This window comes from Natrialba hulunbeirensis JCM 10989, assembly GCF_000337575.1.
Classification (GTDB): domain Archaea; phylum Halobacteriota; class Halobacteria; order Halobacteriales; family Natrialbaceae; genus Natrialba; species Natrialba hulunbeirensis.
Genome location: NZ_AOIM01000016.1, coordinates 39,928 through 53,357 on the forward strand (window position 1 = coordinate 39,928; position 13,430 = coordinate 53,357).

The window sequence follows — 13,430 nt, forward strand, 5'->3', positions numbered from 1 at the left end:
CTTTCTGCCGTTTGCTCTTCACCTGTGGCCAGCAGCAACAATTCCACAGAACCACAGATCACTCCCTCACCCTCTTCCCTTCTCTCGACTGATCCCCGAAACCAGACGATTGCTACTGGGTCCGCAATGGCCACGCACGGACTCGGAATCCACAAAGGCCCCCCGTGCGAACGTACACCCATGCACTTCGACCAGCGAACGCAGCAGGCGCTTCGTGCCGTCGGCCTCGAGACCGACGACCTGCAGGCGGCCTCCGACGCCGTCGCCGAAGCCGTCGCCGACGACGCGGCCGCACTCGAGTCCTTCTTCGCAGAGCACGACACCGTCTACTCGGATATGGACATGGCCCACTCCGCGTCCAACTATCCCGAACACAGCGTCGATTACGCCGACATCACGACCCACGCGGCTGAGATGCGTGGCTGGCTCCGCTTCGACACGTGGGGTGTCTACGTCGAGGACGGCCGAATTCTCGACGCCGAAGACGACTACGTCGAACTCACGCTGGGCCCGACGATCAACGGCCGCGTTCGGTTCGCCGCCGACCGTGAGACGCTGCGGTGATCGCCGTGTTCGCTGACGCTCACCAGGTACTCGAGTTGGAGTTCGCATTCGCATTCGCATTCGCGTTCGAATTCGAATTCGCGTTCGAGTTCAACTGTGACCGACCAGTAACGGAGGGCCACCTGTGACGGACACCGACGCCAATTCTGACACCGCTGTGGAGACGACGGTCCGCGTCCGCGGTATCTACACGACGGCCGTAACACACCTCCTCGAGACGAGCACAGAGGCCGACTTCAGCGTTGTTCAGGCCTCCGAACCGATCCGCGAGCGCTTCGACCGGGAGTTCGAGACTGCACCAGCCGACGCGACGGTCGAGACGACCCGCGACCGACAGGGCGTTGCCGTATCGGGCACGGCCGACGCAGTCGAACTGGTGGCCGCGGAACTCGCCGACCTCGCGATCGATACCTTCCGCTGGGGGTCGACAGTCCCTCGCGGTGGCGTCTTCGACGCCCAGGTGACCGACGCGGCGGGCGGCAGCGGTGCCGTCGTCGACCTCGGTGACGGACGGCGGGGCTATCTCAAATACGACGACGTCGACGGCTACGTCGACGAGGGCAACCGCTACCGCGTGCAGGTCACTGATCCCGCCCCACCGTGGGACGACGACCAGCCGCGGGTCGAGCCGACACTCGCCGTTCGCAGCGGCCTCTGTACGCTCTCCCAGGACCGCACCGGCGTCTCGGCCGCGCTCCGGGGCGAGCGCGCCGACGAACTCGTCGGCATGACCGACCTGCTCTCAGTCGAGCTTCCGCAAGGCTGGGGACTGCGCTGGCAACACGCCGCAACCGATGCAGATTTGGGTGCGATGGAGACCGCACTCGAGTTCGTCGCCGAACGCGCACGTGCACTCGAGTCCGACCTCGCGGACGCGCCCGACGAACCGGGCGAGCCAGGATTGCTTGCCGCCCCCCGGACAACGGAGTGGCTCTGGTTCGGCCGCGACTCACGCTTCGCGCTGGACGAGGCCCGCCGCGCGGTCGAGACGACGATGCCAGGACATCACCGAACGAAAGCAGCCGACAGGGCAGCGAGTTCGGCCGTCGACTTCGCGGAGGCCGTCTGTGGGTCGGTCGTCGACGAACTCGAGAGCGACGAGGACGCGTTCCCGTTCGACGCCGTTTCCCGGCAGTTCGGCCCGCTCTCTGGCGACCGACTCGAGATCGGCCACGGCAAACCCGACGGGAGACTGATCTCGCTCGGCTACGGCGACGTGACCGAGTGGGACCCCGAGGGGAAGGTCACACTCGAGCGCTCGATGGGCGGGGGCGGCAGCTACGACGCCCTCGGCACGCCCAAGGAGGACGGCGACACCGCGGTCACGAAGTTCCGCGAGGGACGCTGGTGGTATCCGACGACGTACAAGGGCGCAGATGGCTCTACGAAGGGGACCTACGTCAACATCTGCACGCCGGTCGAACTCTTTCCAGATACGGTGCGGTACGTCGACCTCTACATCGACGTGATCCGCCGACCGGACGGCGAGGTCGAAATCGTCGACGAGGACGAACTTGAGGCCGCCATCGAGGACGGTGTAGTCTCGGCTGAACTTGGTGAGAAGGCACAGCGCGTCGCGACTGCCGTCGAGCGAGCGCTTTCGAAATAGCGCGACGATCGATGGCTGCCTCGAACCCGGTTCTCGGCCGCAGCGGCTCCAACAGCCGGTCCGGAAGCTCTACGCGCAGCTCTCAATTCATTGGTGGGTAGCCGGAGTTTCGCATGCAAGCCGACTACACTTCGTGAAGACGCAGACATCCATCGTCTGCGGCGATGACTCTGTACCCCTCGAAGACGAATTCGATGCGTACCGTAGACTGTTTGGTATTCGCGTGATCGAGCAGTTCGGCTATCGCGTCTGGGTCTACCTGTTCGTACAGCGGAGAGAGATCGGTAACAGGGACGTTTTTTTCGATCGCCACCGCCCGCACGATTGCCCCCGGGATCGATTTCGCGTCGTACTGGTCGGGAGGGAGCACGATTTCGCCATCGGTTGGCGGATTGCCGGGGTTATGTGAGACCATATCATGGGTAGTGACTGTTTCTAAGAAAGTGTACTCCCAAAACAAGTGGGTGAAAATTCTACTGAAAGATTGTACTCTATAGGAGTTTTCACTACCATAACCATATATAAACGAGAGGAATACGGCGAACCGGTCAACGAGGCCGTCGTATCAGTCCGCAGTCGAACGCGTTTCGGACGCCCTCGCTGTTTCATCGTCCATCCGGGTGAACCCCGTCGCCAGCGCCGGCCCCGTCACGTTGTGCCAGACGCTGAACAGTGCCGGGATGAGCGCGGCGAGCGGATCGAAGAAGGCGACGGCGAGTGCGACCGCCAGACCGCTGTTTTGCAGGCCGACCTCGAACGCGCAGGCACGCGCTCGGTCTTTGGTCATCCCGGTCAGGTGGCCAACGCCGTAGCCCGCTCCGAGCCCGAGCGCGTTGTGGATAATGACGGCGAGAAACACCAGGGCGCTCGCGGCGAAGATTTCCTCGACGTTGAGGCCGACGATGGCCGCGACGATCAACACGATCGCGAGCACGCTGATCGCGGGGAAGACAGTAAGTCCAGCTTTTGCCACCGCTGGCGCGTATCTGTCGAGCAGGATCCGAAGGAACAGTCCCGCGACGACCGGAATGAGGACGATCAGGACGATTTCCTCGGCCATCGCGGCGAAGGTGACGGTGATCTCCTCGCCCGCGAGCAGGACGATCCACGCGGGCACGACCAGCGGCGCTGCGATCGTCGTCACCGACGTGATTGTCACCGAGAGCGCGACGTCGCCCCGACCGAGGTAGGTCATCACGTTCGAGGCCGTCCCGCCCGGCGCTGCCCCGAGCAGGAGCAGTCCGATGCCGAGTTCCCACGGCAGCCCCAGCAGCGCGACGAGCAGGTACGCAAAGAGCGGCATGCACACCCACTGAGCCGCCGCACCGATGAACACGTCACGGGGGCGCTCGAGTACCCGCCGAAAGTCCTCGACAGTGAGGGTGAGCCCCATGCCGAGCATGATGATTCCCAGCATGAGCGAGATATAGTCGCCGAGCGGGGTGAACGTCGACGGCGAGTAGAGTGCAAACCCGGAGCCGAGTACGATCCAGACGACGAAGTACGTGCTCAGCACGTCGGCTGTGCGTTCGAGTACGTGCCCCAGACCCCCCGACTCGCCTCCAGTGTCTGTCACAGGAAACCATGGGTGAGTGTACGTGTATAAATCAGTCGATCAGTCACCGAAGGGGATCGACCAAAAGAGCGGAGAGCCGGAAGTCAGCGAGCCACAGAACGAAAACAGCGGGAGCGAAATAGGCGTGTTCGCTACTCGCCAACAGAGCAGTTAATCAGCCGCAAGCTTGTCGAGACCCGCAGACTCGATATCCTCTCCGCCGACCGACGAGCGCAGCGCGTCCATGCCGTCGTCGCGGTCGATGTCGAAGTCGTTCTCGTAGCGTTCGGCGACGCGGTCCATCTCCTCGTCGGAGAGCTTCGGCACGTCGCTCGCAGCCGCCCACTCGTCGATGTCTTCGGTCGTCCGGAACGTCGGCGTAACGGACGCGACGGCGTCGTGTGAGAGCAGCCACGCGATCGAGGCCTGCCCCATCGTGCGCGCACCGTCTCGTTCCAGGAAGCGCAGTTCCTCGAGTTTCTCCCAGCCCGTCTCGTACCACTCGTCGGGACGGAAGCCACGGTGGTCACCCTCACCGAGTTCGGTCTCGGGCGTCACCTGCTCGTTGAGGATCCCCGAGGAGTGGGGCACACGCGGGATGAGGCTCGTGGTCGAGCCGGTCTCCTCGATCGTCTCGAGGAAGTGGTTTCCAACCTCTTGCTCCAGAACGTTCCAGACGAGCTGCACGGAGTCGAACTCCTCCTCGATGGCGAGGTCGCCCTCCGCGAGCCAGCCGATCGAGGGGCCGAGCGCCAGTCCCGTGGCGTCAATTTTCCCTTCCTCCTCGAGTTCGTCGAGTAACTCGAGTACGTCGGGCGTGATCTCCTCGACGTTGGCGTTGTGGAGCTGGAGGACGTCGACGGAGTCCATCTCGAGGCGGTCGAGACTCTGCTCGACGGCGTCCCGGAGGTACTCGGGGTCCATCTCTTTGGGGAGTTCGCCGTGGCCGGCCTGCGGGTTGTTGTAGAAATCGTAGCCGACCTTGGTCGCGACGGTCACTTCGTCGCGGACCTCGGCGAGCGCCTGGCCGATGAGTTCCTCGCTGCGGCCGTGGCCGTAGACGTCGCCAGTGTCGAAGTAGGTGATTCCCTGGTCGACGGCGTACTGAACCATCTCGATGGCGTCCTCCTCCGAGCGGTCGCCCCACCAGTCGGTGCCGACGACCCACGCGCCGAAGCCGATCTCGCTCACTTCGACGCCGGACGTTCCGAGTTCGCTGTGGTGCATACGCGGGCCTTCGTACCGAGAGAACTTATGGGGTACGGAACGCGAGGCGGTCGAATCCGAACTAGTTCGGTTTCCGTAGTGCGATCCCCAGCAGGATGAATCGTGACAGCGTACAGAGCACTATTCGTGACAGCGGAGAGTCGAATCGTTCTTGGGAGGTGGGTCCAGAGTAGCAGTATGGACGAGGTCTGTCGGACGGGTGCCGGGCGGCGACTGCTCGGTGTCGTCCTCGCCGTCGCCGTCCTCCTCCCGGTCGCGTTGACCCAACTCGAGGTGAGCCCACAGCGCGTGACGGTTGGAACGGCCGTCGTGAGCGGGTTGCTCCTGATCGGCGCGCTCGCGTTGCCGGCCCTGATTTTTACGGAGTGGCGGGCCGCCGATGCCGGTGAGTGACGGCTGCGTCGTGTGGGTACTGCGGCCACGGAGCCGGTAACACTCGTGTTATCGGTCAATGCACGGGAAACACGAACCGACAACCGAACCCCTATCAACTCCGCGGACAATACCTCGGTGTATGACAAAGCGGTACGTCTCGCTCCCCAACGAGGCGGAGTCGGGCATGCGCGAGTTCATCGAGGAGGTTGACCGGCGGCTCTCGGGCGAGGAGGACACCTGTTCGGTCGTCGAAGACGTGCTGATCGACCTCTCGGGCGACCGCGAGGCCTACGAACGCTGGCAAAACGGTGAGGATGTCTCGCCTGCAGAGCAGGTTCGCCTGCAGAGCTACGATCCGTGTAACACGACCTTAGAGAGCGAGTACTACGCCGAGAAAGACGAGGAGACGTTCCGTCGCTCGAAACACCTCCAGTGGCTCTGGCGGCAGTTCGACAGTCTCCCGATCGCCGACAACGTCGAGTTCGCACTGCGCTTCCGTGGGATGCTCGCAGACCACCTCTTCGAGGAGTGCGGGGAAAACTGCCGATTCTTCAAGGGGGTTACGTTCACTTACGGGCACAACATCACGATCGGCGACAATACGATCGTCCACGACGACGTTCACCTGGACGACCGCGGGAAGTTGACCATCGGCGACCGCGTGTCGATCTCCGACGGCGTCCATATCTACAGCCACGACCACGACGTCGTCGACCAGACTGAGGTCCGAAACTTCCACACCATCGTCGAGGACGACGTGCGTCTCACCTACGACTCGATGGTCCGCGCCGGCAACAAGGTAGGCGAGAACGCCATCGTCGGCGCACGCGGCGTCGTCCAGCACGATATCCCCGCCCACCACATCGCCGTCGGGATGCCCGCCAAGAGCGTCAAAATCAAACCCGGCTGGGAGTCCGTCGCGACACCCATCGATGAGGCCGGTGTCAACCGCCAGGACGAGCGCCACCTTCCGTACGACCTGCCCAAGGAGTTCGAGGTATTCGACGAGTTCGACCGCGACCTGCAGCCGCCGAACTGACGCCACGTCCGTTCGGGTTTTCGAGATACTGAACTGTGTAATTCTGCCGCCACAGACAGTCAGACTGCCGTGAATCGGGGAATATCCAAGTGGATTGAGAACCTATGTCACGGTGATGGAACTCTGGGGCTGGCTCATCGGCTACGTGGTGCTGTTCGCCCTCCTCCATCTGTTACTGTACTACGTGTACGTCCGCCGCGAGGACAGCGACGGCACAAGTTCACCGTCGTTCGCCGACCCGAACCGTGCATCGTCGCGCTCGTCAGGAGCGGCCGATCGGTACCCTGCTGGCGGTGAAAAACGCGGTGGACACGATCCACCACCCGTCGAGGACAATCACAAGGTCGACGGCGAATCAATTCGCTGTCGTCACTGCGGAGCGGAGAACGCCGCCGACAAGACCTATACGTACTGCTGGAACTGTGTGACGACGCTGCGACAGTAGCGACTGTACGGAATCGAGACAGCTTCCTAACTATCGACTGCTAGCTCGTCTGCCAGTCGATCGAGGTGGTCGATACCAACAACTGCGACCACATCACCATCGGTCTCGGTCCGAATCGCTGCCAGTCGATCGACCATACACTGCTCGCGGGTCTCATCTCTGTACGCCAGCGCACTATCCGTCGTCTCGAGGCTGCCGAGCAACGCCTGTACGCTCGCGACGTGGGCGCGCTCGTGGGATGCCTGCTCGGCCGGCGGATCGTCGAACGAGCAGTCGTACTCGATCTGCTCATCGGGCGTGATCGTCATCGACGTCGCATCCGTCAGCGTCGCCGCGATCCGACAGGTCAGCGCCTCCCGTGTCGCCCCACCGAGACTCGAGAGGAGTCGCCGTGCAGTACCTGGCGACACACGGTCCGCGACGAGTCGCGTCACGAGTCGACGCAGGAACGACCAGTTCGGCGCGTCGATGCCGACGAGCGACGCGTCTGTCGCGGCACTGATCGCCGCGCTCATCTCGCCGCCACGCGAGGGCGGGACGAACTCCGTGCCGGTGGTCGTCTCGGTCACCGCCCCGTTTCGAGCGTAGACGCGATACAGTGGGAGCGCCGCCGGAGGTAACTCGAGTGCAAGTACGTCGGGGTCGACCTCGTCGGCGACGCGCATGACGCGGCCGATGCTCGCGGGGTGGTCGTGGACGACGCCGAGGAGGTAGAGGGTGGAGGTGTCGGCGTCGGCAACCGGTTCGCTGTCGGTCGGCGTCGGATCCGTTCGAGCGTCGGAGACGCACCGGCAGAACTGGCCGGTGATCCGCGGGTCGTCGACCGATTCGGGGAGGAGCGGGGACTCGTCCATCGATCGAATAGTAATACGGGACTAGCGGCATAACGCTTCCGTTGTGTCTTCGGGAACGGTAGAAGTACCTGCTTACTCGACGGCGGGCAGTGGGGAGCGCCACCGAACGGGGAGTATGGACGGCATACGAGCGATAGACGAGTCGGTAATAAGGGATTACGACCGTCACGCCGTATAATGGTTCAGTGTGACTGCATGACGGTTTCCGCGATTTATTGCCGCCGTCGTCCCCGAGAGAGACGTTCCGAGCAACAATAGCGACACAGCCCCGTCGAACAGCTCTCGCATCCATCCCCACCTTATGTCACAGGACGCACTCACAACAGCCGACGAAGGTAAACGAGTCCTGAACATCGACGGCACCGAAGTCGGCCGTATCATCGCCGTCGAAGAGGGTCGTGGCTACGTCGATCCGGACCCATCACTCACGAAAACGATCAAGGCAAAACTCGGCTGGGGCGACATCACCGACGGCGCACATCCCCTCGATGAGGGAAGTATCGAGGAAATTACCGAAGACACGGTTCGGCTTCGTGGAACGCTCTAGTTCGTCGCATCCGCGTCTGTGATCGACGACCCACGTCCCACGTCACTCCCGTGCCACTAACGGCGACGCCGCCGCTCGCAACTCGTCGAAGACGGACTCGGCCCACTCGAGTGCAGCCTGCGTGTCGTTCTTGATGACACCCTCGATCTCGGCGCGGTCGTTGAGCGCGAACAGGAAGATCTGGCAGTCGTCGGGCTGTTCGACGATCGTGAGTTCGTAGGGGATCGAATCGATCTCGTACATGGCGGAGTCGCCCTCGGAGACGACACCGGAGACCTGTTCTGGATACTCCGAGAGGAGGAACTCGGCGAGATCGGTCGTGAGAATCAACTCGGCTGTGAGGTCGTCCTCGATAGTCCGCTGGTGCAGTCGGGCACGCGTCTCGGGAATCCGTTCGGCAGACGAACTGCCGCGTACCCGTGTTGCCGTCTCGAAGCTCATCGCCAGTTCCTGCAGCGGCGCGTTCGGCGCGTGTGGTTTCGGCTCGGAAACGGTGGCTCCGTCGAGGAAGTCGGGAGACATCGGGGCCTCCCGCGGGATCGCGGCGAGCACCTGACTCGCCTCGCCGATTGCCGCGAACGTTTCGGTGGTTCGGCTGAACTCCTCGAGAACGAGTCGACCGGCTGCCGTGAGTCGGTAGCCAGACTCGGCGCGCTCGATAAACTCGAAGCGCTCGAGTTCGCGGATCGCACGGTCGATCGTCGACCGCGAGCAGGCTAGCTGCTCGACGAGGTCGCGCTTTCGCTGTGGCCCGGCCGCGAGTGCCTCGAGAAGGGCACGTCGTCGGGAGACGGTCTCGACGACGTCGGCAGTCGGCGGATACATACAGTCTGTTAGGAGCTAGTCAGTTTCGACCAAAAGAGCATCGGCCGAATTGATGGATTTCGTTCATTGGTACTCGATTCCGTTCGTCGGTACTGGTAACGTGATCGAGATGGAGAGGCGAACGCGGAGAGCGACAGGGTCAAAACGGCAGTTTCAGCTTAGACGCCGGTACTGTAGCGTAGAATGCCCGCGAAGCCACCGAAGGCGTTGTAGAGCTGTTCGCCCTTTTCGAAGTCAGTCGAGATGAACTTCGTTTCGGTTCCGCGCTGTTCGGCGATTTCGATGAGGTGGTCGATCGCGTCTTCGCGGTCGTCTTCGGTGGCCTCGACATCGGACCCACAATCACTGCAGGTGTGGCCCGGCGTCGACTTGCGCCGGTCGAAGATCTCACGGTCGGTGTTGCCACACTCCTCGCAGTCGTAGGTGACGACGTCCTTGCGCAGGTCCTCACTGATCAGCAGCCGGTCGACGGCACCCATCATGAGGTTCTGACGGGTCTGCTCGAAGCCGTAGGTCGCGCGGTCGCCCGCGTTGAGTTCCTCGAAGAACTCCTCCATCTGCTTTTTGTCCTTCATCACCTCGGCGTCGGCCAACGCGTCCTCCGCGTTGTCGACGAGGTCCCGCAGGCCGGACTCGTCCGTGTAGGCGACGTCGAACTTGCCGATGACGTTGTCCTGAATCTCGTGGTGAAGATAGTCGCCGTCCAAGAACTCGTCTTTCGTCGGCGAGGGGCCACCCACGAGGATGCCGTCGAGTTCGTGGCGCTTCGGGACGAACAGGTCGTTGGCCATCCCGGCGACCTCCTGATAGAAGTTGTCGATTGCCTCGAGACGCAGGCGAGCGAAACGCTGGGCGGACTGGCCACCTTTGCGCTGCTTGCCGGGGACGAGCGATGAGGCGGACTTGACCGGCTCGACGCGCTTGCCCTTCAGCCAGCCGACGTTCGCCTCACGCCGGTCGAGCACGACCAGCCCGTAGAGGCCCTTGTCTGCCAGCATGTTCTCGAGTGGCTCCGTCAAGAAATCGGAGTCACAGTGATAGCGGAACGACTCGACTGGCTGGGGCGGGCTCTCGAGTACGTGCGTGACCATCTCGGTCTGGCCGCCCCCGGAGTCGACCGCACCGGAGAACAGTACGATGCCGTTCTCGGGCGGGTAGGTATCGAAGTAGCGCAGTCGGTCCTTGATGCTCGTTAGCGCGTCCTGGACGGCTGTCCGCGTCTGTTTCGACTTGATGTTGGCTGCTTCGCTGTGTTCTTGCGTGACGTGAGCGACCACGTCGCTGATCTGTCGGTCTTCGGGAACGTAGATCGAGACGAGTTGCGTCCCGGATCCATCGAAGTTCTTGAGGTCCTCGATGACCTTCCGGAATTCGTACTTTTTCCGGTCGGATTGGTCCTGCTCGCCCTCCTGGCTCATTAGCCGTACAAAACGGTGCTGTGGGTAAGTATTCTTTGACACGCACCAGTGCGTATGCAGGTCATTCCCGGGGAAAACGTCGGCATTTCGGTGAGCACAGCGCGTCCCGACCGCCGCGAGCGTCGGAGGTCACGATTTAAGGTGTTCCCGTCCCACTGTCCGGACAGTAATCGAATATGTCTCACGAGACGGTATATTCCATCGCGAGCGGGAAAGGCGGCGTCGGAAAGACGACGACGACGGTCAACCTGGGGACCGCGCTCGCACAGGCGGGCAAGCGCGTCGCGATCGTCGACGTCGACCTCGGCATGGCGAACCTGGCCGGCTTCGTCAGCCTCTCTCCCGACTCGACGACGCTCCACGACGTCCTCGCCGGCAACGCAACAGTCGAGGACGCAACGTATCGACTGGCAGAGAACATCGTCGCCGTTCCAAGCGGGATCGGCTTAGACGAGTATGCAGAGACCTCTCCCGAAGGGCTGCGCGAAGTCGTCTCCGACCTGCGAGCGGCCTACGACTACGTCCTGCTCGACGTCGGCGCGGGCATCAGCCACGAGACCGTCCTCCCGCTCGGGCTCGCAGACGCCGTCTTGCTCGTCTCCACGCCGGAACCCGCCGCCGTACAGGACACACAGAAGACCATCGACCTCACCGCGCGCGCCGGCGGCGACATCGCCGGCCTCATCCTCACGCGCACCCATCCCGGCAGCGACATCTCCCACGAGGACCTCGCGGGCCGCCTGGACGTCCCACTTCTCGAGAACGTCCCCGAAGACGACGCCGCACGCGAAAGCGTCTACGCCGGCACCCCACTCGTCGCCTACGAGCCGAACGGCCCCGCCGCCGCGGCCTACCGCCGACTCGCGGCTGACCTGGCTGGCATCGAACTCGAGTCGCCCGACGACGGAGAGGAAGAGTCCGTGGAGTCGGATGTAACCGTGGACGACGATGACAATGACGATGACGAAGCAACGACGACGGCGTCGAGTTCTGACGACGAGAGGAGTGACGACGCCCACGCCGACGACGATACCGAGAACGACACCAACTCGGACACCGACGCCGATTCGGACGCCGTCTCGAGTGCCATCACCGAAGCCGAGTCGAACGACTGAGTCGCTATCGCGGTCGGGACCCACATTTCACGGCGGTAGGCACCGCCTGAACCGTCGAATTTGGCCTGTCGCGGCGATTTCTATCGCCTGCGATGATTGCAACCAGTTGCGGACTGTTGTCGGTTCGAGACAGTGTTTGGATGTGACTGATTCGAGTTCGTGACTATTCGAGACCGTCGAAATGCGGGCCGTGAGGCCATATTAGTCCGATACTCCGTCAGAGGAGACACCGCCAGACGGATTTTTCAGCACCGGAAACGGTACGAGCTAATTACTAATTCCATCCCTTCTGGTTGGCTCGTGCATGGAGCGACGAAAAATCCTCCTCGGCAGTGGAGCCGCACTCGCAACCGCACTCGCTGGCTGTTCCAGTAGCGAAACCGATGACGACGGTTCTGGTAACGGAACCGACGACGACGGCAGCTCTGGATCCAGCGGTAACGGATCCGACTCAGGCAACGGGTCTGACTCGGACTCGAGTTCGAGCGCAGACGTGCCGGGATTCGACAGTGACGGATTCGAACTGAGCAGCAGCGACCTCACCGTGATGGAACTCGACCGCAGCGGCGATACGGTCGACGTGCTCGTGAGCACCGAAGTCACCGAGACTGAGAAACTCTACGCGGAACTCGAGTCCGTGGCCGCGGACATCGCGGCCGCGATCACGGACCCGGATCGGTTCAAAGACGAGATCGATACGGTGTCGTGGGTTCTCGAGCACGACGGCAGCCGCGTCGTCGGCATCTACGTCGACGTCAGCTGGGTTATCGACTACCTCGAAGACGAGATTTCGCGCGACGAACTCGTCGACAGAATGATCGACTCGGCTCACTGATCCGAACCAGGCGCTCGCCGCGGTCGGTGCGAGCGACGACGCTGTCGGCAGGAGCCGAGTTCCGGTCTGTTTTCTGTGTGTTGCACGATGAGCAACAGCGACGCAGAACGCGACAGCACTCAGGTGGAACGTACACAGCAGCGACGCAGAACGTGAGCACTGCCTGTGCTACATCGAACGCGGCGCAGCCACACCCAGAACGGAGAGCGCGTTCGCGATCGTGTGCTTCGACGCCGCAACGAGCGCGAGACGCGTCTCGCGGACCTCAGGATCGACGTCATCCGCCAGCACCGGGCACTCGCGGTAGAACGTGTTGAACCGATCGCCGAACTCGCGAGTGTAGGTCGCGATCTGATGCGGTTCGAGATCCGACGCAGCCTCGTCGACGACTGCCGGGAAGCGCGCGATCGTCTCGAGGAGGTCCTGTTCTGCGGGGGTCTCCAGACGGTCGGCGTCGATGGCGTCGAGGTCGAGGGATTCGTCCTGGCCCGCTGCGGAAAGCGGTTCTGCCGGGTCGAAGCCGGCTTCCTCGAGAATGCCACAGCAGCGCGCGTGGACGTACTGGACGTACGGCGCGGACTGGGCCTCGAAGTCGAGTGCCTGGTCCCACTCGAAGGTGATGGCCTTGGTCGCCTGCTTCGAGACGATGTCGTAGCGGACTGCGCCGATGCCGACCTGGTGGGCGATGCGCTCGATGTCCGCCTCGTCTAGGTCATCGTCGCGGATGCGGTCGTCGAGGCGGTCTTCGACCTCCTCGCGGGCGCGGTCGATTGCCTCGTCGAGCAGGTCGTCTAAGTCGACGCCAGTGCCCTTGCGGGTAGACATCCCGAGTCCGCCGGGGAGGTTGACCCACGAGAAGATGACGTTCTCGAGTTGGTCGGTGTCGTTGCCGAGCAGTTCGAGGGTCTGGCCAAGCTGGTCGGCCTGGAGTTTGTGGTCCTCGCCAAGCACCGTCACCGCGCGGTCGTAGTTCTCGAACTTCCACTCGTGGTGAGCGAGGTCGCGCGTCGTGTAGAGAGTGG

15 protein-coding genes are annotated in these 13,430 nt (G+C 63.0%); 8 read left to right on the forward strand and 7 right to left on the reverse strand.

Translation table 11 applies throughout. From position 1 onward, the window contains the following. Window positions 1–180: 180 nt before the first annotated feature. Together C483_RS06735 and C483_RS06740 are read left to right on the forward strand one after the other, a co-directional pair. Window positions 181–564 carry a DUF7532 family protein gene (locus C483_RS06735; protein ID WP_006652607.1) on the forward strand — a complete coding sequence of 128 codons (384 nt, stop codon included), beginning with the start codon at window positions 181–183 and terminating at the stop codon, window positions 562–564. A 124-nt stretch (window positions 565–688) separates the two neighbouring features. Next, window positions 689–2,173 (forward strand): DUF402 domain-containing protein, encoded by a 1,485-nt coding sequence (locus C483_RS06740; protein WP_006652608.1) that lies wholly within the window; start codon window positions 689–691, stop codon window positions 2,171–2,173. 124 nt (window positions 2,174–2,297) lie between these two features. Here the strand turns inward: C483_RS06740 and C483_RS06745 are convergent, their stop codons facing one another. From C483_RS06745 to C483_RS06755, 3 genes are all read right to left on the reverse strand, one after another. Then, window positions 2,298–2,588, reverse strand: coding sequence for a HalOD1 output domain-containing protein (locus C483_RS06745; protein WP_006652609.1), 291 nt, complete (start codon window positions 2,586–2,588; stop codon window positions 2,298–2,300). A 150-nt stretch (window positions 2,589–2,738) separates the two neighbouring features. Beyond that, window positions 2,739–3,749: a bile acid:sodium symporter family protein gene (locus tag C483_RS06750; protein ID WP_006652610.1), complete on the reverse strand. Its 1,011-nt coding sequence runs from the start codon at window positions 3,747–3,749 to the stop codon at window positions 2,739–2,741. Between the two features lie 150 nt (window positions 3,750–3,899). After that, a complete protein-coding gene (locus C483_RS06755; protein ID WP_006652611.1) occupies window positions 3,900–4,955 on the reverse strand; it encodes an aldo/keto reductase in 1,056 nt (351 codons plus the stop codon). Between the two features lie 177 nt (window positions 4,956–5,132). Here C483_RS06755 and C483_RS06760 point away from each other — a divergent pair, with 177 nt between their 5' ends. The 3 genes from C483_RS06760 (at window position 5,133) to C483_RS06770 (ending at window position 6,814) form a co-directional block, all read left to right on the forward strand. Then, entirely contained in the window at window positions 5,133–5,348 is a 216-nt protein-coding gene (locus C483_RS06760; RefSeq protein ID WP_006652612.1) for a hypothetical protein, read from the forward strand. 121 nt (window positions 5,349–5,469) lie between these two features. Further along, a complete protein-coding gene (locus tag C483_RS06765; protein WP_006652613.1) occupies window positions 5,470–6,369 on the forward strand; it encodes an acyltransferase in 900 nt (299 codons plus the stop codon). A 115-nt stretch (window positions 6,370–6,484) separates the two neighbouring features. Continuing rightward, a complete protein-coding gene (locus C483_RS06770; RefSeq protein WP_006652614.1) occupies window positions 6,485–6,814 on the forward strand; it encodes a DUF7577 domain-containing protein in 330 nt (109 codons plus the stop codon). A 26-nt stretch (window positions 6,815–6,840) separates the two neighbouring features. Here C483_RS06770 and C483_RS06775 read toward each other — a convergent pair whose 3' ends face one another. After that, on the reverse strand, window positions 6,841–7,668 hold the full coding sequence (locus C483_RS06775) for a hypothetical protein (RefSeq protein ID WP_006652615.1): 828 nt from the start codon (window positions 7,666–7,668) through the stop codon (window positions 6,841–6,843). Window positions 7,669–7,969: 301 nt separating this feature from the next. Here C483_RS06775 and C483_RS06780 point away from each other — a divergent pair, with 301 nt between their 5' ends. Then, a complete protein-coding gene (locus C483_RS06780; protein ID WP_006652616.1) occupies window positions 7,970–8,215 on the forward strand; it encodes a hypothetical protein in 246 nt (81 codons plus the stop codon). Between the two features lie 42 nt (window positions 8,216–8,257). On the opposite strand, the gene C483_RS06785 is transcribed toward C483_RS06780, so the two are convergent. Both C483_RS06785 and prf1 read right to left on the reverse strand, forming a co-directional pair. Then, window positions 8,258–9,040 (reverse strand): helix-turn-helix transcriptional regulator, encoded by a 783-nt coding sequence (locus C483_RS06785; protein WP_006652617.1) that lies wholly within the window; start codon window positions 9,038–9,040, stop codon window positions 8,258–8,260. A 158-nt stretch (window positions 9,041–9,198) separates the two neighbouring features. Then, a complete protein-coding gene (gene prf1, locus C483_RS06790; RefSeq protein WP_006652618.1) occupies window positions 9,199–10,458 on the reverse strand; it encodes a peptide chain release factor aRF-1 in 1,260 nt (419 codons plus the stop codon). A gap of 176 nt (window positions 10,459–10,634) precedes the next feature. Here prf1 and minD point away from each other — a divergent pair, with 176 nt between their 5' ends. Together minD and C483_RS06800 are read left to right on the forward strand one after the other, a co-directional pair. Beyond that, window positions 10,635–11,573, forward strand: coding sequence for a cell division ATPase MinD (gene minD / locus C483_RS06795; RefSeq protein ID WP_006652619.1), 939 nt, complete (start codon window positions 10,635–10,637; stop codon window positions 11,571–11,573). Window positions 11,574–11,877: 304 nt separating this feature from the next. Continuing rightward, entirely contained in the window at window positions 11,878–12,408 is a 531-nt protein-coding gene (locus C483_RS06800; RefSeq protein WP_006652620.1) for a hypothetical protein, read from the forward strand. Window positions 12,409–12,576: 168 nt separating this feature from the next. On the opposite strand, the gene argS is transcribed toward C483_RS06800, so the two are convergent. Beyond that, window positions 12,577–13,430 (reverse strand): arginine--tRNA ligase domain-containing protein (gene argS / locus C483_RS06805; RefSeq protein WP_006652621.1); only part of this gene is annotated, 854 nt, incomplete at its 5' end.